This is a genomic window from Pseudoalteromonas sp. S3776 (assembly GCF_005886915.1).
Lineage (GTDB): Bacteria > Pseudomonadota > Gammaproteobacteria > Enterobacterales > Alteromonadaceae > Pseudoalteromonas.
This window is the reverse complement of the sequence record NZ_PNCU01000001.1, coordinates 217,868-243,822: the sequence shown is the minus strand read 5'-3', so window position 1 is coordinate 243,822 and position 25,955 is coordinate 217,868. Positions and strand designations below refer to the sequence as shown.

The 25,955-nt window shown below is 40.9% G+C and carries 19 protein-coding genes; 8 read left to right on the top strand and 11 right to left on the bottom strand.

Annotation, left to right across the window (positions count from 1 at the left end; genetic code table 11):
• Positions 1-579 precede the first annotated feature (579 nt).
• Positions 580-2,760, bottom strand: coding sequence for a catalase/peroxidase HPI (gene katG / locus CWC16_RS01095; RefSeq protein WP_138540150.1), 2,181 nt, complete (start codon positions 2,758-2,760; stop codon positions 580-582).
• A 635-nt stretch (positions 2,761-3,395) separates the two neighbouring features.
• On the opposite strand from katG, the gene CWC16_RS01090 reads away from it, so the two are divergent.
• The gene (locus tag CWC16_RS01090; RefSeq protein WP_138540149.1) at positions 3,396-4,274 is read left to right on the top strand and encodes a tetratricopeptide repeat protein; all 879 of its coding nucleotides are present in this window, start codon (positions 3,396-3,398) and stop codon (positions 4,272-4,274) included.
• 909 nt (positions 4,275-5,183) lie between these two features.
• On the opposite strand, the gene CWC16_RS01085 is transcribed toward CWC16_RS01090, so the two are convergent.
• From CWC16_RS01085 to CWC16_RS01065, 5 genes are all read right to left on the bottom strand, one after another.
• A complete protein-coding gene (locus CWC16_RS01085; RefSeq protein ID WP_004589283.1) occupies positions 5,184-5,504 on the bottom strand; it encodes a hypothetical protein in 321 nt (106 codons plus the stop codon).
• Positions 5,505-5,520: 16 nt separating this feature from the next.
• Positions 5,521-6,246, bottom strand: coding sequence for a nuclear transport factor 2 family protein (locus tag CWC16_RS01080; RefSeq protein WP_138540148.1), 726 nt, complete (start codon positions 6,244-6,246; stop codon positions 5,521-5,523).
• A gap of 92 nt (positions 6,247-6,338) precedes the next feature.
• Positions 6,339-7,082, bottom strand: a complete 744-nt coding sequence (locus CWC16_RS01075; protein WP_138540147.1) for a ferredoxin--NADP reductase — start codon at positions 7,080-7,082, stop codon at positions 6,339-6,341.
• A gap of 725 nt (positions 7,083-7,807) precedes the next feature.
• Positions 7,808-8,509: a purine-nucleoside phosphorylase gene (gene deoD / locus CWC16_RS01070; RefSeq protein ID WP_055018945.1), complete on the bottom strand. Its 702-nt coding sequence runs from the start codon at positions 8,507-8,509 to the stop codon at positions 7,808-7,810.
• A 16-nt stretch (positions 8,510-8,525) separates the two neighbouring features.
• Positions 8,526-9,743, bottom strand: coding sequence for a phosphopentomutase (locus CWC16_RS01065; RefSeq protein ID WP_138540146.1), 1,218 nt, complete (start codon positions 9,741-9,743; stop codon positions 8,526-8,528).
• A 195-nt stretch (positions 9,744-9,938) separates the two neighbouring features.
• Between CWC16_RS01065 and udk the strand changes: the two genes are divergently transcribed.
• The 3 genes from udk to CWC16_RS01050 all read left to right on the top strand — a co-directional run bounded on the left by udk (position 9,939) and on the right by CWC16_RS01050 (position 12,965).
• Positions 9,939-10,568 carry a uridine kinase gene (udk, locus tag CWC16_RS01060; protein ID WP_004587190.1) on the top strand — a complete coding sequence of 210 codons (630 nt, stop codon included), beginning with the start codon at positions 9,939-9,941 and terminating at the stop codon, positions 10,566-10,568.
• A 17-nt stretch (positions 10,569-10,585) separates the two neighbouring features.
• Entirely contained in the window at positions 10,586-11,809 is a 1,224-nt protein-coding gene (locus CWC16_RS01055) for a NupC/NupG family nucleoside CNT transporter (RefSeq protein WP_055013477.1), read from the top strand.
• A gap of 442 nt (positions 11,810-12,251) precedes the next feature.
• Positions 12,252-12,965, top strand: a complete 714-nt coding sequence (locus CWC16_RS01050; protein WP_138540145.1) for a substrate-binding periplasmic protein — start codon at positions 12,252-12,254, stop codon at positions 12,963-12,965.
• Positions 12,966-12,971: 6 nt separating this feature from the next.
• Here CWC16_RS01050 and CWC16_RS01045 read toward each other — a convergent pair whose 3' ends face one another.
• Both CWC16_RS01045 and CWC16_RS01040 read right to left on the bottom strand, forming a co-directional pair.
• Complete coding sequence (locus tag CWC16_RS01045; protein ID WP_249929165.1) at positions 12,972-13,598, bottom strand: type 2 periplasmic-binding domain-containing protein; 627 nt, start codon at positions 13,596-13,598, stop codon at positions 12,972-12,974.
• 250 nt (positions 13,599-13,848) lie between these two features.
• A complete protein-coding gene (locus CWC16_RS01040) occupies positions 13,849-14,058 on the bottom strand; it encodes a cold-shock protein (RefSeq protein WP_004587186.1) in 210 nt (69 codons plus the stop codon).
• 744 nt (positions 14,059-14,802) lie between these two features.
• Here CWC16_RS01040 and CWC16_RS01035 point away from each other — a divergent pair.
• The 3 genes from CWC16_RS01035 to CWC16_RS01025 all read left to right on the top strand — a co-directional run bounded on the left by CWC16_RS01035 (position 14,803) and on the right by CWC16_RS01025 (position 19,526).
• Positions 14,803-16,599, top strand: coding sequence for a glycoside hydrolase family 3 protein (locus tag CWC16_RS01035; protein WP_138540143.1), 1,797 nt, complete (start codon positions 14,803-14,805; stop codon positions 16,597-16,599).
• A 19-nt stretch (positions 16,600-16,618) separates the two neighbouring features.
• Positions 16,619-17,350 (top strand): 5-oxoprolinase subunit PxpA, encoded by a 732-nt coding sequence (locus CWC16_RS01030; protein ID WP_138540142.1) that lies wholly within the window; start codon positions 16,619-16,621, stop codon positions 17,348-17,350.
• A gap of 139 nt (positions 17,351-17,489) precedes the next feature.
• Complete coding sequence (locus tag CWC16_RS01025) at positions 17,490-19,526, top strand: S9 family peptidase (RefSeq protein ID WP_138540141.1); 2,037 nt, start codon at positions 17,490-17,492, stop codon at positions 19,524-19,526.
• Positions 19,527-20,208: 682 nt separating this feature from the next.
• Here the strand turns inward: CWC16_RS01025 and CWC16_RS01020 are convergent.
• Positions 20,209-21,810, bottom strand: coding sequence for an isocitrate lyase (locus tag CWC16_RS01020; RefSeq protein ID WP_055013482.1), 1,602 nt, complete (start codon positions 21,808-21,810; stop codon positions 20,209-20,211).
• A 236-nt stretch (positions 21,811-22,046) separates the two neighbouring features.
• Here CWC16_RS01020 and CWC16_RS01015 point away from each other — a divergent pair, with 236 nt between their 5' ends.
• Positions 22,047-24,239 (top strand): malate synthase G, encoded by a 2,193-nt coding sequence (locus tag CWC16_RS01015; RefSeq protein ID WP_138540140.1) that lies wholly within the window; start codon positions 22,047-22,049, stop codon positions 24,237-24,239.
• Between the two features lie 90 nt (positions 24,240-24,329).
• On the opposite strand, the gene CWC16_RS01010 is transcribed toward CWC16_RS01015, so the two are convergent.
• Both CWC16_RS01010 and CWC16_RS01005 read right to left on the bottom strand, forming a co-directional pair.
• Entirely contained in the window at positions 24,330-25,055 is a 726-nt protein-coding gene (locus CWC16_RS01010; protein ID WP_055013484.1) for a YebC/PmpR family DNA-binding transcriptional regulator, read from the bottom strand.
• A gap of 121 nt (positions 25,056-25,176) precedes the next feature.
• Entirely contained in the window at positions 25,177-25,794 is a 618-nt protein-coding gene (locus tag CWC16_RS01005; RefSeq protein WP_138540139.1) for an HAD family hydrolase, read from the bottom strand.
• Between the last annotated feature and the right edge of the window lie 161 nt (positions 25,795-25,955).

The following is a 25,955-nucleotide window of genomic DNA, read 5'->3' as shown; positions in this document are numbered from 1 at the left end:
AAAAACAAGTTAAGCCAATTATTCACAAAGAGGTTAAGAGACGCTGCGCTTTTAGAGCTAGAGCATAAGTGATTTAATAAATGATCACATCAGTAAGAATTCGCTCTACAAAACAGTATTTGAATTTAGTGCTAGACGCGCAGTTTTCGTTTAAAAGCGATTATGTCACCACCGAGAAGTGAAGGAGAAGAACAGGAGAAGTGACTTCCCCATTGTTTCCTCTGTGTAGCGCGAAGCGCCTCTGTGTTCTCTGTGGTTATATTAATGAGTAGCAGCGGCTTTATGCCGCGAAAAATTTAATACCAAACGCGAGGTAAGTTCCTGCTACGTGGTTAGCCTGTGCTTTTATTTAAAAGTTATTATGTCATCACCGAGAAGTGAAGGAGAAAAGCTGGAGAAATGACTCCCCCCATTGTTTTCTCTGTGTAGCGCGGTGCGTCTCTGTGCCCTCTATGGTTATATTAATGAGTAGCAGCACATCAACCCTGAACAAGCCCGGAGCCTACAAGCTCAAAACTAAAATTTAGACAATAAAAAAGGGAAGCGATGCTGCTCCCCTTTTGTGCCTATTAAAATGATTTATTTAAGATCAAATCTGTCGGCGTTCATTACTTTTACCCATGCATTTACAAAGTCGTGTACAAAACGTTCGTTGTTGTCGTCTTGTGCATAAAATTCGCTTAATGCACGTAATATAGAATTTGAACCAAACACTAAATCTATACGTGTTGCAGTCCATTTTATGGTGCCTGCTTTACGTTCAACAATGTTGTAAACACCTGGCTCAGACGGTTTCCAGTTATTGGCCATGTCGGTTAGGTTTACAAAAAAGTCGGTAGAAAGCGTGCCTACATTATCAGTAAATACACCGTGCTTGCTGCCTGCGTAGTTGGTGCCTAGCACGCGCATTCCGCCAAACAGTACGGTCATTTCTGGTGCGGTTAGGCCCATTAACTGGCTACGCTCTAACAGTAGCTCTTCTGGCGATACGCTAAAATCACCTTTAAGGTAGTTTCTAAAGCCATCGTGCACTGGCTCTAACGGTTCGAACGACTCGGCATCGGTCATTTCGTCGGTTGCATCGCCGCGCCCTGGCGCAAACGGTACTGTTACATCAACACCAGCTTGTTTTGCAGCTTGCTCTACTGCAGCTGTGCCACCTAACACGATTAAATCTGCAATGCTGATAGGTTTAGCTAACCCTGCTTTAAATTTTTCAAGGGCGTTAAGTACGTTTGCTAAGCGCTCTGGCTCATTACCTTGCCAATCTTTTTGCGGAGCTAAGCGAATACGCGCGCCATTTGCACCACCACGGCGGTCTGAGCCACGGTACGTACGTGCGCTATCCCATGCTGTAGTAATTAAATCGGTTGCGCTTACGCCACAATCAAGAATTTGTGCTTTTAGCTCGCTAATCTCATCCTCTGATAAGGTGTAGTCAACCGCTGGAATTGGGTCTTGCCAAATTAGGTCTTCGCTTGGTACATCTTTACCTAAGTAACACGCTTTAGGGCCTAAGTCGCGGTGTGTAAGTTTAAACCACGCGCGGGCAAACACGTCAGAAAAATACTCAAAGTCGTCGTTAAAACGTTCAATAATTTTACGGTAGATTGGGTCTACTTTCATAGCCATATCGGCGTCGGTCATCATTGGGTTTAAACGAATTGATGGGTCTTCTACATCTACCGGTTTGTCTTCTTCTTTAATATTTACAGGCTCCCATTGGTGCGCACCTGCAGGGCTTTTGGTTAGTTCCCACTCGTAATTTAACAGCAAGTGGCAGTAGCCGTTGTCCCATTTTGTTGGGTGGGTTGTCCACGCGCCCTCTAGCCCCGATGTTACGGTATTGCGCCCAAAGCCGCCTTCTTTAGTGCTGTTCCAACCTAAGCCTTGCTCGTGTACGTCGGCTGCTTCGGGCTCTGGGCCTAAGTGTTCAGCTTTACCGTTACCGTGAGTTTTACCCACTGTGTGGCCACCTACGGTAAGCGCTGCGGTTTCTTCATCGTTCATTGCCATACGTGCAAAGGTTTCACGTACGTGCTGAGCCGTTTTAAGAGGATCGGGTATACCATTTACACCTTCAGGGTTTACGTAAATTAAGCCCATTTGTACTGCAGCTAATGGATTTTCCATTGTGTCGGGCTTTTCTACGTTGTCGTATCGCTCATCACTTGATGCTAGCCATTCTTTTTCTGCGCCCCAGTAAATGTCTTTTTCTGGGTGCCATATGTCTTCACGCCCCCCTGCAAAGCCATAAATTTTTAAGCCCATTGATTCGTATGCCATATTACCGGCCAAAATAAATAGGTCGGCCCATGATAGTTTATTGCCGTATTTTTTCTTGATTGGCCATAGTAGTCGGCGCGCTTTATCTAGGCTTGCGTTATCTGGCCACGAATTAAGCGGTGAAAAACGCTGGTTACCGGTGCTTGCGCCACCTCGGCCGTCTGATAATCGATACGTACCTGCAGAGTGCCATGCCATGCGGATCATTAAGCCGCCGTAATGACCCCAATCGGCAGGCCACCAATCTTGGCTATCGGTCATAAAGGCTTTTAGGTCTGCTTTTACTGCGTCTAAATCAAGAGATTTGAATGCTTCGGCGTAGTTAAAATCTGTGCCGTAGGGGTTTGATTTGGTGTCGTGCTGGTGAAGAATGTCTAAATTTAGAGTATTTGGCCACCAATCTGTGTTTACTTTAGAAATAACTGAGTTACTACCGTGCATTACCGGGCATTGGCCCGTTTTAGTGCTGCTCATTATCAGCTCCTTACTTTAAATGAAGAATTTAACTATTTTGCTCAAGCCCCAGCGCCTACATTTAAAGTAACCCCTAAGGTATATTAATTTTGTACATAATTTTTATTTACTGCTCAAATAATATAGACCCCAAATATTGTATAGGCCAGTGTATTAAATCGATTGAAACCATTGGTTTATTGGATAATGTTTAAGCGCTGAAATTTAAGTGATCGGATTAGATAGTTAACCCGTAATGTTATGTGAAGGGTTTGAAAGTGGCTTTTAATTAAGCGCACATTGGAATACCCCCCTTCACCATGAAATTAAAGTTGTTTATAAAGGTGCATTACTAAGCCCAATGCACCTTTACTTTATAACTTATTGAAATCTATTTTGAATAATTAAGTAAATGTTCAGATTAACTTGATTATTATGGCCACTCACTCCTGTTATTTCCCTGCGACAATTTATTGTTGTTTTAAGCAGTTTTGCCAGTCCACTTTGGGCTGGCTTTTTTTTGCCTAACATTAGTGCGCTTTAAGGTTATGTGAATTTGCTATGTTGTTTTAAGTTCAAAGCCAACACGCCCTAGTGCCAATAAGCCTTGCATGTTAAAGTGCGGTTAGTCACTAATAATTAACTTAGGCGTACCCATGCGTTTTTATATATCTATTCTATTTATTTGTTTTTTTTCGCTTATAAATACTGTTAATGCACAAGAGGCAGCTGCCCCAACAGAGCAGCAACAGCAACAAGCGTTAGCACAATTAAATGAGCCTATGTATAAACCGCTTTTAGAACGCTATATTCTTGATGAGTTAAAAGCTGTTCGCCAAGACCAACAACAATTACGCGAAGATGTAACTAAACAAGTTACCCACGCCCAATTAGACACCGCCGACAGAGCGCTTATTTACACCACCGACACAATTAATAATGTGTTTTTTATTATTACTGCTACGGCTTCTATTTTGGTTTTAGTAGGTTGGAACTCGCTGCGTGATGTTAAAAACAAAGTAGAAGACATAGTAAATACGCGTGTAAGTGTGATCACTGACGAGTACGAAGATCGCTTAAAAATTCTTGAAGAAAAACTACGTGTACGCTCAGAAGAAATACTTAGCAACCAGGAGCGTATATCGGTCACTAATGAGGTGCATTCTTTATGGATGCGCGCAAACCTAGAAAGCGATTTTGCAAACAAAATAGAAATATTTGACGAAATTTTAAAACGCAAGCCAGAAGATGTAGAAGCTATTGCCTACAAAGCGGATGCATTATTAGAGCTAAACGAAACCGCCAAAGCCATTGAGTTATGTAACCAAGCCATTGATATAGATAGCGACTACGGCTATGCCTACTGGCAGCGGGCATGTGCGTATGCACTTACACACAAACATGCCGATGCATTAGCCGATATTAAAATGGCCCTTGATTACTCGCCAAATTTACGTAATGAGTTATTGCACGAAAGCGCATTTGCCAGCCTGCACGATAACGACAGCTTTAATGCGATAGTGGCAGGTAGCTAGAGATTGATAGGCGGGTTATTGGCGCAAAGTGCGAAGCCCACAATAGCAGTAGCAGCGGCTTTATGCCGCGAAAAAAATTGGATTCCAAACGCGAGGTAAGTTCCTGCTACGCGCAATGCTCATTTTCTGTAGACACGTTAAAAAGTGATTATGTCACCACCGAGAAGAGAAGGAGAAGAGCGGGAGAAATTGCTCACCAATCACCGTGTTTTCTCTGTGTAGCACGAAGCGCCTCTGTGCCCTCTGTGGTGAAAACAAGTTAAGCCAATTATTCACAAAGAGGTTAAGAGACGCTCCGCTTTTAGAGCTAGAGCATAAGTGATTTAATAAATGATCACATCAGTAAGAATTCGCTCTACAAAACAGTATTTGAATTTAGTGGTAAACGCGCACAGCTTTCGTTTAAAAGCGATTATGTCACCACCGAGAAGTGAAGGAGAAAAACAGGAGTAATCCCCATTGTTTCCTCTGTGTCTCTGTGTCCTCTGTGGTGAAATTAATGAGTAGCAGCGGCTTTATGCAGCGATAAATTAATAACAAACACGAGGTAAGTTCCTGCTACGCGCAAAGCTCATTTCCTGTAAACACGTTTAAAAAGTGATTATGTCACCACCGAGGAGTGAAGGAGAAGAACAGGAGAAGTGATTCGCCAATACCTGTGTTTTCTCTGTGTAGCGCGAAGCGCCTCTGTGTCCTCGGTGGTGAAAAACAAGTTAAGCCAATTATTCACAAAGAGGTTAAGAGGCGCTGCGCTTTAGAGAAGTAACTAGCATCTAGCGCGAGCAAGCACCGCGCCTACAACCTTCACTCCTCATTTACTCCTCTTTTTTCTCTTTGTGCAGTACATCATTTGAGTAATGAGAAGCTTCGCTACTAACGTGAGCAAGCACAACAAATAAAATGTTAACGTTAGCGTTTAAAGTATAAATCGATGGCTTTGGTGAGGAGTTCGTCGAGTTGCTCTTCGAAGGTATCTATATCAATCTCAAAATGGTTTAAATAGGCTTTGGCTTGCACTCGCGACAAGTTACGGTTTTTTACGCTGTACTGGCGCTCGTCTTTTTGTTTATCAAAACGCGGTAAAAACAAAAATTGCCCGTAATAAGGTGATTTAATGTGCTTATTAGCATAACGACAAAAGTCTTCTATGTGATCTGCGCCTTGCGGCCCTAAACACCCAGGCTCAACGCGGTACATTAAGCGAATTTTTTTGTCGTCTGCTAACTGCATAGTATGCCTTTTATAATTATCTAAAAAATAATACGCGGATTATTTTTCCGTCTTTTATTTGATAGCTCGAAACTAACTCAGAGCGTTTATCTACCACGTTTTCGTCTGTTGAACAGGTTTCTGATAGCTCGTGATCTATTACTATGTCGCCGTGCACAATACGCTTTATTGGCGAGCTATTAATGCACTTTAATTTTTTAAACATTAAGCCGTAACGGGCTATTAGCTTTTCTTTTCCTTTAAATAATAGCTCATTAGGGAAAATATAAAACTCTACATCTTCATCGTACATACGAATAAATTGCTCAATGTTACGTGCGTTATAAGCTTCAACTAATTGCTCTACAACAGCAAGCGACTCACGAGACTGCTTAGCTTTAGCTTGTTGTTTTGCAGTTAATGCTTCTTTGGCTTGGGTTACCGCTTTTTCTGCCTCGGCTACGGCCGCGGCTTTTTCTACTTTAGTTTTTGGTTTTTCTACCGGTTTAGGGGTTTCGCTACCTAGAACTTTTGAATCATCAGGTTTAGTTGTATCTACTTTTGGCGTTTTAAGCTTTGGGGCTTGGTACTCAAGTGTGTTTAACTTTTCATCTTTTGGTTGCGAACTGCTGTCTTGAGTAGAGCTTGACGCTTGCTCGGTGCTTTTTTGCTCTTGTTGACTCTCTTCGGTTTGATCTGCTGCGTAACTGATCAGGGCTACTGTGGCAATAAGCGTGGCAAAAATAATAGATAACGATTTCATAACTTTCCTAATATGAACATATAACGCTGTTAATGCTGCAACATAACAAATTTGAGCGTTTTCGGGTAGCAATTAAATGATTGTTATACACTTTACCAATACTGCTCAACCGTTATGTGCCCTGGGTCTCTGCGACGATTTCGTTTAAAGTTTTTGGCTAAAAGTAATTCGGTTGTGTCTTTCACCATTTGTGGGTTACCGCAAATCATAAATTGGGCATTATCAGGCGTTGGCATGTGTGGGGTTTTACTAAACAGCTCACCGTTTTGAATTGCTGTAGTTATACGCCCTTTTAGGCCTTGCTGGGGCTCCTCACGGCTTACAACCGGAGTATAATTAAGCTGTGTAGGGTGCGCGTTTGTAAGCGTGTGTATTAAGTTTTGGTAGCTTAAATCGGCATTAAAACGTACGCCGTGCACTAAGTTAATTTGTGTGTATTTTTGCCATACCTCTGGTTGCTGTAAAATAGATAAAAATGGCCCTATTGCGGTGCCTGTGCTTAACATCCATAACTGTTGGCTTGGCGGTATTTCGTCAAGGGTAAAAAAGCCAGTAGCACGTTGCTCTATTAATACAGTGTCGCCTGGTTTTAATTGCGCCAACTTAGGCGATAATAAGCCGCCCTCTACATTAATAAGGTAAAATTCTAAATCAGGGTTATTAGGCGCGTTTACATAAGAATATGCCCGTGCAATACGCTTATCTCCATCCATAATCGAGAGCTTAGTAAACTGCCCTGCTTTAAATGGCTCTACACGTGCGTTTACGACTAAACTAAACAGTGTATCGCTCCACCATATTACTTTTTTTACAGTTGCATCTACCCAGTTAGACATAGTCAACTCCATAGCTTAACGCTTTAAAAATGATAAATGGTTGTAATTTATACACTAGCATTAACTTAAGTAGAGTGACACTGCGAGCAACTACTTTTTAAACATAACGTTTTTAATTTGGGTAACATTGGTTTTATTAAAAAGATGAGTAGCAGCGGCTTTATGCCGCAAAGAAATTCAATGCAAACGCGAGGTAAGTTCCTGCTACCTGGTTGGCCTATGCTTTCATTTAAAAGTGATTATGTCACCACCGAGAAGTGAAGGAGAAGAGCAGGAAAAATGGCTCACCAATCACCGTGTTTTCTCTGTGTAGCGCTAAGCGCCTCTGTGTTCTCGGTGGTGAAAACAAGTTAAGCCAATTATTCACAAAGAGGTTAAGAAACGCTGCGCTTTTAGAGGTAGAGAATAAGTGATTTAAAAGTGATGAGCCAATCCCCATGTTCTTTGTGTAACGCTAAGAGCCTCTGTGTGCTTTGAGAGAATTAATGAGTAGCAGCGGCTTTATGCCACGATAAATTAATAACAAACACGAGGTAAACTCACTGCTACTTGTTTGTTAATGCGCAGCTTGCTGGCGTTTTAAAAGCAACGCTTTTATAGGCATAAAAAAAGCCGCATAAAATGCGGCTTTGGGGGTTTAGTCTCACTTCACTTTGGGCGTGTCTCCAAAACTTAGTGAATACGTTACCAAGGAACTGTTTGCTAATTTAATAAAATTACGCTTATTAAATAGACTCTAATGCAATTTTAACCATTTCGTTAAACGTGCTTTGACGCTCATCGGCTGGTGTTGCTTCACCAGTGATCACGTGGTCACTTACCGTGAATAATGCCATTGCATTTGCACCGTACTCTGCTGCTACGCCGTATAAACCGGCTGTTTCCATATCAACAGCAAGTACACCTAGTTTGTCTAGGTCTTTGTAAAATGTGTCGTCAGCTTGGTAGAAGGTATCGGTAGTAAATACGTTACCTACTTTTGCTTTTATGCCTAGCTCTTTAGCGGCGTTAACACCGTTTAAAAGTAGGTCAAAGTTAGCAATTGCTGAAAAATCGTAACCACGAACGCGTGCACGGTTTACATTTGAATCGGTGCTTGCACCTTGTGCAAAAATTACGTCGCGAATTTTAATATCTGTACCAATACCACCACAGGTACCAATACGGATAATATTTTTAACGCCAAAGCTTACAATTAACTCACGCGCATAAATAGACATAGATGGTATGCCCATGCCCGAACCCATTATACTTACCGGTTTACCTTTGTATGTGCCTGTAAAGCCGTACATGTTACGTACACCAGTTACTTGTACTGCATCATCTAAAAAGTTTTCAGCAATGTACTGTGCACGAAGCGGATCGCCCGGCATTAATACTGTTTCAGCAAAGTCACCAACGTTTGCACTAATATGCGGAGTACTCATTAATTGTTTTTCCTTTTTATTTAGGCGCGTTAAGCTTATTTAAAAAGCCGTCGCCGTATTCAAGTGCAGGTAAGTTAAACCACTGTGCAAGGGTTTGACCTATATCTGCAAAGCTATTGCGCTCGCCAAGCGGGGTATTTTGCATGCCCGGTTGATAAGCTATAACTGGTACATATTCGCGGGTGTGCTCAGAACCTGGAAAGGTTGGGTCACAGCCGTGATCTGCAGTGATCATTAATACATCATCTGCATTTAATTGGTTAAGTATAGTTGGTAAGTAATCGTCAAATTCTTTTAATGCTTTTGCATAACCAACTGGGTTACGACGGTGGCCAAACTTTTCGTCAAAATCAACTAAATTGGTAAAAATTAAGCTGTTGTCTGGCGCGTTTGCTAATACTTCGCTGCTTTTTTCAAGCAAATTCATTAGCCCTGGGGCTTTATGCTTTTGTGTAATGCCTTGGTGTGCATATATATCAGCAATTTTACCAATGCTTATTACTTCACCACCGTGATTAGATAACACATCTAACAATGTTGGCGACGGCGGCAACACAGAATAATCACGACGGTTACCTGTGCGAGCAAAGTCTGCATTGCTTGAGCCTAAAAATGGCCTAGCTATAACACGACCTATATTTAGCTTGTCGAGTAATTCGCGGGCAATTTCACAAATTTCGTAAAGTCGCTCTAGACCAAATGACTCTTCGTGAGCAGCTATTTGAAATACGCTATCTGCAGAGGTATAACAAATTGGCTTACCTGATTTTACGTGCTCTTCACCAAGTTGCTCTAAAATGGTGGTGCCTGATGCATGGCAGTTGCCTAAAATACCAGGAATACCCGTGCGGGCTATAAATTCATCTACAAATTCTTGTGGGAAACTCGGCTGTGTTTTAGGAAAATAACCCCAATCAAATAACACGGGTACGCCGGCCATTTCCCAATGCCCTGAAGGCGTATCTTTACCGCTTGAAAGCTCTTTTGCATAACCCCATGCACCTTGTGATGCTTGACGGTCAGAAACTAAACACGTTTCGCCACCTGCTGCCTCACAGGCATCAATTAAACCTAATTTAGATAAATTAGGTAACGATAACGCTTTTCCTGTTTCGTCGTGGTATGCTTTTAACAAGTGGGCAAGTGTATTTGCTCCAACATCACCAAATTTGTCTGCATCGGGTGCTGCGCCTATACCTAGGCTGTCTGCCATTAAGATGATTGCTCTTGCCATGTTGACCTCACTTTGCTTCTAGGTGGTTACTTTATCCGCTGAACGAATTTTCCGTACAGGACATAAGTCCTGTTTCATAAAAGCTAAACATTATAAATTTGCGTTCTTAAGCAAAGCAAAAGAGATTATTCGTGTCTTTTTTGCTATTGTGATCAACCAAACAACTTTTCCTTTTCTGTGTGGGTGAGAACTTTAGTGACACGAACTATTATAGCTATTGCTGGCGCATCGGCGTCGGGCAAATCTCTTTTTAGCCAAACTATATACAATGAGTTGGTTAATGAGCTTGAACCAGGCGCTATCGCCATTATTGAAGAAGATGCTTATTACAAGGATCAGTCGCATTTGCCTATGGAACACCGTACGCAAACTAACTACGACCATCCGGATGCATTTGAACATGAGTTAATGTTAGAACATTTAACTCAGCTTCGTAGTGGTAACTCTGTCGAAGTACCTACTTATGATTATGCACAACACACACGAAGCGATGAAACTCGCCGCGTTGCTGCAGCTAAAATTTTAATAGTAGAAGGTATTTTATTATTAAGTGATAAAGCACTTAATAAAGAATTTGATATTAAGGTGTTTATAGATACCCCCCTTGATATTTGCTTAATGCGTCGTATGCAACGAGACATGGAAAAAAGAGGTAGAACATTACAATCTGTTGTTGAGCAATATCAAGCAACTGTTAGACCGATGTTTTATCAATTTATTGAGCCTTCAAAGCATAACGCTGATTTGGTTGTGACTCGAGGCGGTATGAACCGCGTTGCGATTGATATTATTAAAAGTAAAATTAAGTATTTACTACAAGAATAATAACGGGAAACATCTGTATGACAACATTTATGAGCTTAGTAGGCATGTTTGTACTACTAAGTATTGCTTTTGCGGCGTCGACTAATCGCAAAGCAATAAACTTACGCACCGTAGCGATAGCCTTTGCTATGCAAGTAGTTATTGGTGGGTTTGTACTGTTTTTTGAAGCAGGTAAAAATGTGTTAGCAAGTATGTCTAGTGCCGTTTCTTCGGTTATTAGTTTTGCAAACGATGGGATTGGATTTTTATTTGGCCCACTTGCTTCGCAAGACACGCTAGGTTTTATTTTTGCTATTCAAGTTTTACCGGTCATTGTGTTTTTCTCAGCACTTGTTGCTGTGCTTTATCACATTGGCATTATGGATTGGATAATTAAAATTTTGGGTGGCGGTTTACAAAAATTATTGAAAACCTCACGCACAGAATCGCTCTCAGCAACGGCTAATATATTTGTAGGCCAAACTGAAGCACCTTTAATAGTTAAGCCGTTTATAGCAACCATGACTAAGTCTGAGTTGTTTGCAGTAATGGTAGGTGGCTTAGCCACGGTAGCAGGCTCTGTAATGGCAGGTTACGTAATAATTGGTGTAGAGCTTAAGTATTTAATTGCCGCTAGCTTTATGGCTGCACCAGGTGGGTTTTTAATGGCTAAAATGATTGTGCCAGAAACCGAAACACCTAAAGATACGCTTGCAGAGTTAGATAGCGATGAAGACAAGCCAGTTAATGTTATTGATGCAGCAGCATCAGGCGCAGCTAACGGCATGCATTTAGCGCTAAATGTGGGCGCAATGCTATTAGCTTTCGTAGCATTAATAGCGTTATTAAACGGCTTATTAGGCGGAATTGGAGGGTGGTTTGACTATCCTACTTTAACGCTACAAGAAATTTTAGGTTATGTATTTGCCCCTGTTGCATGGTTACTTGGCGTACCATGGGATGAGGCAATCATAGCAGGTAGTTTTATTGGTCAAAAGTTAGTAGTAAATGAGTTTGTTGCTTACTTAGACTTTATAAATTATCGCGATACGTTAAGTGCGCACACTCAAGCAATTGTAACATTTGCCTTGTGTGGGTTTGCTAATCTATCGTCGATAGCTATTTTACTAGGTGGATTAGGCGGTATGGCGCCTAGTCGGCGAAAGGATATCGCACGCTTAGGGCTCAGAGCAGTGTTAGCAGGATCTATGGCTAACCTTATGAGCGCAGCAATTGCTGGGTTTTTCCTCTCGCTAGCTTAGAAACTTAATGAGATGAACACCGGTGTTGCAAAACAAGAAGATAGTACTTTAAGGGGTTAAAGCACTATCTGACTTGAACGATACTTCACCAAGGGCCGCAAGGCCCTTTTATCGTTTTAGGTCTATTAAAAACTTACACCTTTGTTAAATAAGCACTAGCCTTTGTCCCTCCCTCAACGAGCTGTTTACTCAAACACCCGTAATAAATAAACTTTTTCTCATATATCCTTTTAATTATTGGTAAATTTGCAATCTTAGACCACACTTAGTAGTAATTTTTTGCTGTAACGTTGCTGCATCTTTTGCACATAAGTGGCGTGTGTTTTGCTTATGAGCTATTAGTCACAAAACTATCAAAAAATAAAACCTATTTACTTTTTGCTATGTGATGGCCAGCTAAGCGTTGTATTCGTTATTGAACACTATGAGATGAACTTAATTAATGCGTGTAATTGTATCTTTATTGCTGTTTTTTTCTTTTTTTAGCTTTGCTTCATCCAAGCAAATTTTAGTCGTTACGGAGCTTTCACCACCGCATCAAACCCTCGTTAATGGAGAGGTGTCAGGCTCTGGCACTGCGTTCATACGCGACATTTTTAAAGCTGCTGGCTTATCTCCCGACATTCATATGTACCCTTGGGCGCGTGCTTATAAATTAGCAACAACATTGGATAATACATTTATATATAGCCTCGCCAGAACCCCAGAACGAGAGGCTAAGTTTCACTGGATAGGCGCTCCAGTAGGTCATTTTGAACTAGGGTTTATTAGCTTAAGTAGTCGCTCAGATATAAGTATTTCAACAACTGAGGATGCTAAAAAATATAAAATTGCGATGCAGCGTAACGATTTTGCAACAGATACGTTATCGAAAATAGGCTTTGAGGTGGTACTAACCTCTGACATAAAAAAATCATATGCGCTGTTGTTAGCAAATAAAGTCGACTTAATTGTAGATGATAAAAACTTTATGGTTAAAATGGTAGAGTACTTAGGCTATGAAAAAAACCATTTAAGCTTTCTTTATAAAGTGGATGAATTAACCATTAATGCATACTTAGCCGCCAACATAAATACTGATCTAAAATATATAAAGGCCCTTAATGAAGCCTATTTTGAGGTAGTAAAAACAACGCCCCTACCCTATGATATTTAGCCTTGACTAGTTTTCATAGGGGGCCATAAAATATGCCAGTCCTCGCTGTTGCACAAGCTTGTTATACGCAATTTCAAAGCGCTTGGTAACCTCTAAAGGCACTTGCTTATTAAACGCCAAATAGTTATCTTTTAGAGAAGGCGGAACAGGTAGCTCATACAGTTGTTCAACATTACTTAGCGATAAACCATATGCCTTAAGTTGGTTATTAACGACTTGCTCCGATCCTATAATTAAATCTAACCTCTTTTTTATAAATAGCTCAATATACTCTTGCTCTTGTGCCACTACTAAGAGGTTTTTGCCGCGTTCAAAACCCGCCTTTTCGACTAGGGTGCCATATATATCGCCTCTAACAATACCTAAAGTATAACTTTTAAGCTCGCTCAAACTAGCGCTCTGTACTTGATTGTTACCAGCCAATTTATAAAAGTAGGTTTTACCTGAAACTAATGGCCCTAACCAATTGAATACACTTACCCGGTTTTCATGTTTAGCTACAGAAAAGATTGCTGAGTGGGGGTCTAACGACACAGACTTCATAGCACGCGCAAAGGGCTGCACTTTAAATGTGCATTCTATGTTTGCGTCAATGCATAATGTATTTACGATATCAAAATTTACACCAGTCAAAACACCTTCATCGTTTAAAAAGTTATAGAGTGCAAAATGATCAGTATATATAGTTAGCTTAAAGCTATTTGCCAAAACAGGTTGTATGCAAAATATAAAAAGGAGTGAAAGTAAGGCTTTTAAAATAACAACACCACAATAAATATAATAAATTTTTATAAAAGAATAGGTGTTTAGGTAGGACAGTCAAATTTTAGGCACAAAAAAAGCGCCTTAAGCGCTTTTTTTATTTTTACTTTAACAGTAAAAATTATAACGGAGTGATGTTATCCGCTTGAGGACCTTTTTGACCTTGTGAAAGAGTGAACTCTACACGTTGGCCTTCAGCTAAAGTTTTGAAACCTTCGCTTTTGATTGCTGAGAAGTGTGCAAAAACGTCTGGGCCGTTTTCTTGCTCGATGAAACCAAAACCTTTAGACTCGTTAAACCACTTAACTGTACCTGATACGATGTTAGACATTGTAATATCCTGATATAAAAATAAAAAATATGCTCGTAAGAGCGGGTGTAGCAAAAAATGAGATGGTACTTAAAAACTTCAGGACGGTACTACAAGTATTACTTATACAACAACGAAATAAAGATTTATAAACTATCATGCTTTCTTTCTAGCTGCGGCCCACTATATAGAGTTAACTATTTATGTCAAGCCTTTATGGTAATACAATTTATAAATAGTGCTTGGGCTTTGCTATAAATAGCCTCGCAACTAACCTGAAACCTAACCACAGCAAGGCTTTTGCAGTTAACGAACTTATTTAAACTGCACACTATTAAATTCTCAGCTTTTTATCATCCCCTTTGCAGAGCCCCTATTTATAAGCATACCCACCATTGGAAATAACATCACCCTCACCTGCCACGTTTAATTGCGCCAAAACCTATGTACGTTAGCGCCTTTGTAACATCCACTGCATGCGTTAAAAGTGTATTGTTACCAAACGGTGTAAATATATACTGTGGCTTACGCAAAGTGCATTACTACTTACTCCAAAAGCACTTTAGCTGTACATGTTGGTACAAACTAATACCTGTATTCAGCAATGATACACGCCTAATAAATTACCCTGCTCATACAAGCAGCTGCACTTTGCAGTTGTATAAAAAAGTAGATAAGCTACTGGTACTTATCTATTTAGCGCTGGAGTGTGTTTTGCTAAATAAATGCTTTATTTCGTCTGTTGTTTTTTTATCTGGGTGTTTAATGCCATTACAATCTTCTTTTGCTAAGCCTATTCTGTCTCTTGAGCAACAACTGGGGCAAAAACTAATACTCGATTTACGCTATTTTTGCCAACAAGGGTCAAGCAAACAATGTAGAACACCGGTTACGTCTCTCCCTGATGAACTAGCAGCGGCCATTACAAAGCATAATATTGGTGGGGTAATTTTATTTTCTGAAAACACCCAATCTATTGAGCAAACCATTAACCTTAATAGCCAATTACAAAATGCTGCTAGCAAGTCGAGCTCTAAGCTGCCCTTATTTATTTCAATAGATCAAGAAGGCGGGCGCGTTGCTAGACTGCCTCGCGACGTGGCCACCTCATTTACTGGTAACATGTCTATTGGGGCTACATATGAAAAGCACGATACAAAATACGCGACGCAAATAGCGACGGTTATAGCAAAAGAACTTAAATCTTTAGGTATTAATGTGAACTTCGCTCCCACCGTAGATGTAAACATGAACCCAGACAACCCTGTAATTAATGTACGCTCATTTGGTGAAAATCCAGCTTTGGTCAGTAAGCTTGGCGCAGCCCAAGTTGCAGGGTACGAAAACAATGGGGTAATAACGTCGTTAAAGCACTTCCCAGGGCACGGCGATACCAACGTAGATAGCCATACAGGCTTGCCACAAGTTAACCATTCTAAAGAAGAAATTTACAAGCAAGATCTCGCTCCATTTAAGGATATTACTGCTACGCAAAACCCGGGGATGATTATGACGGCGCATATTCAATACCCACAGCTCGATAGCAGTACATTTGTTAGTACTAAAGGCAAAAGTATGATTAAGCCTGCAACTATGTCGCGTACTATCATTACTGATATTTTACGAGGCGAGTTAAAATATCAAGGCGTAGTTGTTACCGACGCACTTGATATGGCTGGCATTAGCGATTTTTTCACTCCTACCCAAGCGGTTATTAATACTTTTGCAGCAGGCGTAGATTTAGCCCTAATGCCCATAGAAATAAGAACACCGGATGATTTAAACGCACTAGACGAACTCATGGATGAACTAATCGCAGCGGTTAACAGCAACCAGCTAAATAAAAACGAAGTGGCTCAATCGGCTGCGCGTATAACAACGTTAAAAAATAAGTTTAAATTAACGACCAAGTTAGACCCATTAAGCACCTTAGCTAAAGCAAAAAATATTATTGGCTCTAAAGCTCATCGAAAAATAGAAGCTGAGCTTGCCGTAAACGCCATTACCGAGGTTAAAAATAATAATAACGCATTACCCCTTAACTTAACTAAAGGGCAGCATGTACATATTATTATGCCCGACACACGAAAATGCATGGCTATGCAACAAGCACTTAGCGCAACAAGCTCCATTACGCTTAAATATAGTTGCAGCAGTTTGCAAGGCTTTGACCCAGTAAAAGCACATAACTTAATTAAAAACGCAGATATTGTTATCGCGGGCAACGCCACACCAAACCAAAGTGCAGTAGAGATTGGCGGAATGGATGATTTAAAAGACAATCCTCGCTTTGCGCTCAATACGGCAGAGCAACCTAAAGCGCTGGCATCTTTACTGGATATTGCAGCATCAGTGAATAAAAAAACAATTTTTATAAGCTTACGTGCCCCCTACGACATAGCGCAGTTTGGTAGCAAAGCTGATGCAGTGCTTGCTTCTTATGCGTACAATATAGATACAGATAAAAACAATGCGGTTGCAGGGCCTGCATTTACAGCGCTAGCAAAGGTATTGTTGGGTAATGTAGCGGCTCACGGCGTGCTGCCTGTTACCATAAAATAATAAAAACAAGGGATATAAAATGAAACTTAATTGCGATTTAGGCGAGAGCTTTGGCGCATGGAAAATGGGGTTAGATGATGAGGTAATGCCTCATATTGATATGGCGAATATTGCTTGTGGGTTTCATGCTGGTGACTCAGATGTCATCGCTGATACATTATATTTAGCAAAGCAGCATAACGTTCAAATAGGTGCGCATCCAAGTTATCCCGACCAACAAGGTTTTGGTAGGCGCTCTATGGCGCTGAGTGCGCAAGAACTGACTAATTGCTTACATTACCAAATTGCTGCCCTTGATGGCATGACCAAAGTGCAAGGCTTAACACTTAGCTATGTTAAGCCACATGGTGCTTTGTATAACGATATGATGAAAAACGATCATATTTTACAAACGGTTATTACAGCCGTTGCGCACTACCCGTCGCCATTAAAGCTCATGCTATTAGCCACTAAAGACTCTGCTAAACACTCTTTAGCCGCAAACAGTTTAGGCGTTGAGCTAATTTTAGAAGCCTTTGCCGACAGGCAATACACAGATAAAGGACACTTAGTATCTCGCCACCTTGAGGGCAGTGTTCACGATAAACCAGCGCTTTTAGCGCAAGTAAAACAGCTTTTAAACGATGGCACAGTCACCACCCGCTCAGGCAGTACACTTAATTTAAACGCTAACAGCTTATGTGTACATGGCGACAATGCAGCCGGTATTGCACTTATTAAAGAAATTAAATCCCTGTGTGAATTAACTTAATAACTCATACTTTCGAGCTGTAAAGCCCCTTTACAGCTTTAACTCGTAGTTACAAATTATTGTTTCACCGCATTGCGCTTTTCATCCTTTCCCTGCTGACATATAACTATGTATACAAAAAACACAACAGGGAATACAAATGAAGACGCTTATAGCACTAAGTTTAAGTAGCAGTTTATTACTAGCTAGTAGCCAGTTAGCTTTTGCAAAGGACAACACATTACAGCTACAAGATGTGTTTAATCTTGAATATGCCAATCAAATTGATATAACCGACGATGGTAAAACGGTGTACTTTGTACGTAATCGTATGGATATAAAAACCGACCGTAAAGTCAGTAATATTTGGTCAGTTGATTATAAAACCAAACAACTACAGCCGCTTACCTCTGGCGTACATATGGATCACTCCCCAGTACTTTCACCTGATGGCCAGCGCCTTGCATTTATATCTAACCGCGATGGTAGCAGCCAAATTTATATAAAATGGCTTAAAACAGGTGCTGTAGCAAAAATAAGTAACCTAACCAGCAGCCCACGTGCAATTACTTGGAGCCCTAATTCTAATCAGCTTATTTTTAGTATGTTTGTGCCCAGTAGCAGTGCCGCACCTGTAAGTTTGCCTGGAAAGCCTAAAGGCGCGACGTGGGCCAAACCAGCAAAATTTATAGACGATGTCTACTACCGAGCCGACGGTGGAGGCTACACACAAAAAGGCTATAATCAATTATTTGCTATAGATGCCAACGGCGGTAATGCAAAGCAGCTTACACACGATAAGTTTGATAATGCGGGTGAAGTAAGTTTCAGTAAAAACGGTAAAGCCCTTTATTTTTCTGCCAATCGCCATGAACAAAATCAATTAAAACCAATCAACAGTGAAATATACCAACTTAATTTAACCACCCTAGACATCAAGGCCATTACCAACCGCAATGGGCCAGATCAACAACCTAAAGTATCTCCCGATGGGCGTTACTTAGCGTATACAGGGTATGACGATAAACGTACTAATTACGAAAACACGCAACTTTATATACGCGATTTAAAGTCTGGTAAAACAACAAGCCTAACCCCTAACTTTGATAGAAGCGTGGGGCAAATTAAATGGAGTGCTAATTCTAAAGGGGTTTACTTTAGCTACGCAGATGAAGGTCAAACCACCCTTGCCTATCAGCCTCGCAGTGGCAAACGTAAAGTGATCACTGAGCAAATTGGCAGTGTTGCTTTTGGCCGCCCCTACTCTGGGGGTGACTTTGATATAAGCGAAGATGGCGACATTGCTTTTACACTTGCCGATACTCAGCGTCCTGCAGATATAGCCACTATAAAACGCGGTAAAGTTCAGCGCCTCACCACACTCAATGCCGATGCACTAGGCGATAAACAACTGGCAAAAGTAGAAGAAATTTGGCTTAAATCAAGCCACGATCAATTACCGATTCAAGGCTGGGTAGCCTATCCACCAGGCTTTGATAAATCAAAAAAATACCCACTGGTACTAGAAATTCACGGCGGCCCTGTAGCTAACTACGGCCCGCATTTTAGTACCGAGGTGCAATTATTTGCAGCCAAAGGTAACGTGGTTTTATACATGAATCCTCGTGGCAGCGATTCATACGGTAAAGCCTTTGCGCAGACAATTCATCATAATTATCCCAGTAACGATTTTGACGATTTAATGACCGGTGTTGATGCGCTAATAGCAAAAGGCTTTATTGATGAGTCTAAACTATTTGTTACAGGTGGCTCAGGCGGTGGTGTATTAACCGCATGGATTGTAGGTCACACTGATAGGTTTGCCGCTGCCGTAGTTGCAAAACCTGTTATTAATTGGATCAGTTTTGTACTAACTGCCGATTTCTATCCATTCTTCGCTGATTACTGGTTTCCGGGTAAGCCTTGGGATCATATGGAGCATTACATGAAACGCTCTCCTATTAGCTATGTAGGGAACGTAACAACTCCCACTATGCTTTTAACAGGTGAGTCTGATTACCGTACTCCAATTTCAGAAACTGAGCAATTTTACCAAGCTCTTAAGCTCCAAGGCGTTGATACTGCGATGGTACGTATACCTAATGCCTCGCATGGAATTACAGCTCGCCCTTCTAATTTAATGACCAAAGTCGCTTATATCCAATGGTGGTTTGATAAACATACAAACAAAAAGTAAGTACTGTGACTAAATTTAATATTAGCCACCTCTGCGTGGCTAATATTTTGCTAAAACTGTAAACCCCCTTTACAGTTTTAATATTTAACCATATCGGACTTAGGTGGTTTTCAGTTAGTAAAATTTCGGTTTATTGTGTTTTTAATGGTTTGAGTTAGTAAAAAATCGGTTTGAGTCACTGTTTATAAGCGCTCAGTTAGTAAAAAAATGTTTTATAACAGAGCTTAGTTAGTAAAAATTCGGTTTATTATTTTACTTATTACCTGTTATAAACTTAAAAACGGCTGTTTTCTTTTGTTTTTTCCTCTATTTCATCGTATTTAAAGTAAAAATAAGCTATTAAATCAGGCCGACTTAAAAGCTAGTTAAATTCTGATCTCAAAATAACTGAGCTAGTTAAAAGCTGATCTAAACCTCAAACAGTCATACAAATCCGCCTATTTAAGTGAACAATTTTGAAGATGGAAAACGTGTAAATAGCTAACCAAAAATTAGCTATTTAGTTGCTCTTGGAAATTGCCCCTGCCTTGCTTTGCCTCCATGCAGTCGTAAATGAGATTTTTTTAACGCCAATAACGACACGTTTAACTCTCGAAGTGATTAAGCCTTATTGCTGAATAGTATTAATAATCAACCACAAAAAAAGGGCCGTAAGGCCCTTGAGTAACACTATCTAGAAACGTTAAAACTGATTCATGGTGTTATCTTCACCACCGGCTTTAAGTGCGTTCTCACCAGAGAAGTACTCTTTGTGTGTATCGCCAATATTTGAGCCAGCTAAATCTTGGTGCTTAACTGAAGCTTGCTCACGGCGTATTTCTTGACGTTGTACATCGCGAACATAGGCAAGCATACCCATGTCACCAAAGTAGCCTTCTGATAAAATATCGGTGCTTAGTGCAGCCGTATGATAAGTAGGTAGCGTGATTAAGTGATGGAAAATACCTGCTTCACGTGCGCCATCACGCTGGAAGTTTTGTACTAGTACATCCGCTTCGGCTGCAAGCTCTGTAGCGTCCATTTCTGGTGCCATAAATCCTTTGTTATCGCCAAGAGTTGGGTACGCGCTTACATCTTTACCTTCTTCTACCCACTGTTGATACACTTGCTCACGGAATTTAAGTGTCCAGTTGAATGATGGTGAATTGTTATAAACAAGTTTAGCGTCCGGTACTTGTTCTTTAACGCGGTTTACTAGCTCTGCAATTTGCTTAACATGTGGTTTTTCGGTTTCAATCCACAATAAATCAGCGCCTGATTGTAAGCTTGTAACACAATCGAGTACTACGCGGTCTTTTTCAGTGCCTTCGCGGAACTGGTACAAGCCGTTTTCTAAACGCGTTGGCTTACATAATTGGCCATTAATTTTCATTGCCGTATCACCTTCGTTTAAATCATCTACACCGTTAATAGGCGTGGTTTCTAAAAACGCATTGTATTGGCTAGCTAAGTCGCCTGGTGTTTGCGACACAGGCACTTTTTGCGTAAGGCTTGCACCTAATGAGTCGGTACGCGCAACAATAATACCGTTATCAATTCCTAGCTCTAAAAATGCGTAACGTACAGCATTAATTTTTGCTAAAAAATCTTCGTGCGGTACTGTTACCTTACCTGCTTGATGGCCGCATTGTTTAGCGTCAGACACTTGGTTTTCTATTTGAATAGCGCAGGCACCCGCTTCAATCATCTTTTTAGCAAGTAGGTAGGTTGCTTCTTCGTTACCAAAACCTGCATCAATATCAGCAATAATGGGCACTACATGTGTCTCAAAGTTATCAATTTTATTAAGTACCGCTTGCACATCGCCGCCATTGGCTTTGGCTTCATCAAGCTCGTTAAATAAGTGGTCTAACTCTCGTGCATCGGCTTGCTTTAAAAACGTATAAATCTCTTCAATGAGTGCCGGCACAGAGGTTTTTTCGTGCATACTTTGATCCGGTAACGGGCCAAACGCAGAGCGAAGCGCAGCAACCATCCAACCACTTAAGTAAACATAACTGCGCTTAGTTGTTTTTTGATGACGCTTTATTGCCATCATCATTTGTTGCGCAGTAAAACCATGCCAGCAACCTAAAGACTGCGTGTATTGGCTGGTGTCTTTATCGTAAGCGGCCATATCTTCACGCATTACATCTGCGGTGTATTGTGCAATTTCAATCCCAGTACGAAAACGGTTTTGCAAACGCATGCGGCTTGCATACTCTGGGTTAATGGCTTTCCATGCGCTACCTTGAGATTGGCAAAGTGTTGCTAGAGTATCGGTTTCACGTGTGTATGTTGTCATAATAAAATCCTTCGAACGGGTCTATAAATTATTTAAATTGTTGTGAGAGTGGCTAGGAGTGTGTGCTCCGTATCGCTTAATTCAACATTAGGCTTATTTTTTAGATTTAGTAAATTTATAGTTGTTATTACCGCTATATTTTTTATGAATGGTTAAAAAGCACGCACTGAGGCTTTTTTGCGTTATGGTTGCTTTAACGCACACAACAACACCGCGACCGTTTAAGGAAGGTAAATATGGCACACACTCTCACACACTCAGGGCTAAGCGTAGATACACAGCTGGCCAACTTTGTAAAAACTCAGCTACTCCCAGGCACGCACCTATCAGAGCAGCAGTTTTGGCAAAGCTTTGCAAATATAGTACAAACGCTTACACCACAAAATAACGCCCTACTCGCTAAGCGCGAGCAATTACAGCAACAAATAGATAACTACCATAAAGAACATAAAACGTGGGATAGCGCGCACTACCAAGCATTTTTAAAAGAGATTGGTTACCTAGTACCCGAGCCTGCAGACTTTGCCATAGAAACGCAAAATGTAGAGCCCGAAATAGCGCTTAGTGCAGGCCCTCAGCTTGTTGTGCCTGTTAGTAACGCACGCTTTGCGCTTAATGCGGCTAACGCACGCTGGGGCTCGTTATACGACGCCCTTTACGGCACAGATGTACTCAGTGAAGACGACGGGGCCGAAAAAGGCACTACGTATAACCCTGTGCGTGGTTTTAAAGTAATGGCGTATGCGCGCCAATTTTTAGATAAAGCCCTGCCCCTTAAAAATGGCTCACACATAGAAAGCACTAACTATTCCATTGTTGAAGGAGCCTTGTCTATCACCCTAAGAGACAGCTCGCATACCCAACTAAAAAACCCCGAGCAACTTATTGGTTACCAAGGGGAGGCGCAAAACCCAAGCGCAATTTTATTAAAAAACAATGGCCTGCATGTAGAGCTACAAATAGATCACCATCACCCTATCGGTCAAGCTGATAAAGCAGGCCTAAAAGACGTACGGCTTGAAGCTGCTCTAACAACCATTATGGATTGCGAAGACTCTGTTGCCGCAGTAGATGCCGAGGATAAAGTACAAGTTTATAAAAATTGGCTTGGCTTGATGCAAGGTAACTTAGTTGAATCGTTTAAAAAAGGTGATAAAACCATAGAGCGTACCTTACAAAACGATAGGCAATATACCGCCCTTGATGGCAGTAGCCTTACACTAAAAGGCCGCAGCATGATGTTTGTCCGTAATGTGGGCCACTTAATGACAAACCCCGCCATTACCGACATTTACGGTCAAAACGTATTTGAAGGTATTATGGATGCAATGTTTACAGCGACCGCCGCCCTGCACGATTTAAATAAACACTCAGGCATTAAAAATACCAGTGCGCAAAGTATCAATATTGTAAAACCAAAAATGCATGGCCCCGAAGAAGTTGCTTTTACAAATACACTTTTTACCATGGTAGAAGATGCGCTTAGCTTGCCAAGAAACACCCTTAAAATGGGAATTATGGATGAAGAGCGCCGTACTTCAGTCAATTTAAAGGCGTGTATACATGCAGCCAAAGCGCGCGCAGTATTTATAAACACCGGCTTTTTAGACCGCACCGGCGATGAAATTCATACATCAATGCACGCAGGGGTTGCTTTGCCAAAAGCTGCTATTAAAACTCAGCCGTGGATCAAAGCGTACGAAGATCGTAATGTTGATACAGGCCTTGCCTGCGGCCTAAGTGGTAAAGCGCAAATAGGCAAAGGTATGTGGCCAATGCCAGATAAAATGGCCCTTATGATGGAGCAAAAGCTGGCTCATGTGCAATCTGGCGCTAATACCGCGTGGGTGCCCTCGCCTACCGCTGCCACTTTGCACGCTATGCATTATCACGATGTAGATGTATTTACCGAGCAAAAAGAAATTGCCAAACGCGGCATGGCAAGCCTTACAGATTTACTTACACCGCCTTTAATGGCCCAGCCGCAAACGCTCAGTAAAGAAGATATTCAAAGTGAGCTTGAGAACAATGCACAAGGCATTTTAGGCTATGTAGTACGTTGGATAGACCAAGGCATTGGCTGCTCAAAAGTGCCTGATATTAATCACATAGGTTTAATGGAAGACAGAGCAACCTTACGAATTTCAAGCCAACATATGGCAAATTGGCTACAGCATGGGGTGTGTACACAGCAACAAATAGAGTCGATTATGGCTAAAATGGCCAAGGTAGTCGATGGCCAAAATGAGCACGATAGTGCGTATAAGCCAATGGCGCAAACCCAAGAGTCACTTAAAAATAGTATTGCTTATCAAGCCGCTTTAGCGCTTGTATTAGAAGGTGCTAAGCAGCCAAGTGGCTACACCGAGCCCCTATTACACAGCTACCGCTTAAAATATAAAGCAAAACACCATAACCTAGCTGAATAGCTAACATTTCTTTAATGCAAAAAAAGCGCGTTTTGCCTACACAAAACGCGCTTTTTGTTTATTTAAAGCTAACTGTAGTTTTGCTTTAAATTAATTTTTAACAATTGCATTGTGATATACGTTTTGTACGTCATCACAGTCTTCAAGCATATTGATGAACTTATCAAAGTTAGCAATTACTTCTTCGTCTTCGATTTCAACATGTACTTGCGGCACAAATGTAATTTCGTCTACTTCAAAGTTGATCCCTTCAAAGTTTTCCTCAAGTGCTTTTTTTGCTTTGTAGTATTCAGTATGTGGTGCAAATACCGACACTTTGCCATTTTCAACTTCAACATCGGTTACATCAACATCAGCCATCATGAGTGCTTCAAGTACGACTTCGTCGTCATCACCAGCAAAACCCAGTACAGCAAGGTGATCGAACATGTGTGCAACACAGCCCGGAGTACCAATTTTTGAATCTGTTTTAGTAAACGGCAAACGAACATCTTTAATTGTGCGGTTTGGGTTATCTGTTAAACAGTCAACAATAACCATGCAATTGCCTGGGCCGTAGCCTTCGTAACGTGCAGGAGAATAATCTTCCCCTGCCCCGCCGGCTGCTTTTTCGATTGCTTTTTCTATTACGTGAGCGGGTACCTGGTCTTTTTTTGCTTTTTCTATAAGGCGACGCAGTGATTGATTGACATCGGGATCTGGTTCGCCATTTTTAGCGGCAACATAAATTTCTTTACCGTACTTTGAGTTAACTTTAGTTTTTGCGTTGGCTGTTTTAGCCATCGAGCTCTTACGGACTTCAAATGCTCTGCCCATCTTGTGCCTCTAATCAATACGTTAATTTTACCAATATTTTACCAATTCAAATCCTATTGGGCTAGTTATGATATTTAAATAAAGCAAGGTTTATTACACAAAAAAACCACTGAAAGCCTATTTAACATAACTCAACTTTTTGAGAGTAACTTTCAACTAAAGTCACTAATTCAATAAAGTCGCGTAAAACGTAGTCAGCCTGATCGGCATAAACAGGCACCATATTAGGCGCATACAAACAAGCGCGCATATTGGCATTATGTGCAGCCTGGATATCGTATAAAAAGTCCCCAACATATAACAAATTGCTGGCACTGATATTCCAAAGTGTTGCAATTGCGTTTAAGGCACTGGGATCGGGTTTGGCAGGAGCATCACTACGGGTCAATACTGTTTCAATGGGGAGCGGATTATTTTGCAGCTTTATTGCCGCCGCTTTATCAAAATTACGAGTCACAATTGCCATAGGAATATTTTTAGCCTTTAGAGCATTAACGGCTTCGGTAACCCCTGGCAATATAGTCGCAAATTGAGCATCTTGTAGCTCATGTTGATGCACTATATTCATCGCCTCTTCGCGCATGTAGGGCGATGGCAATTGGGCAATATAATCAAGTAGGTCTTCCTCGCAAGGGCAACCTATTTGTGCTTTTATAAGAGAAAAATCTAACTCCGACGATACTAGTGTACCATCTAAATCAAATATAACTCCCTGAATAGCCTCTACTTGTGCTTTCATATCATTCCTTGAATGGGGTAAAAATCAATACAACATGCGTAAACATAATGACTCTACTTCATGAGAATAATTTAGCAAATGTTTATCAAACAAATTATTAGAAAAGTAATCGCTTATCTAATACTAAGCTTTGTAAACAGCAGTTTATTACTAAAATTCTA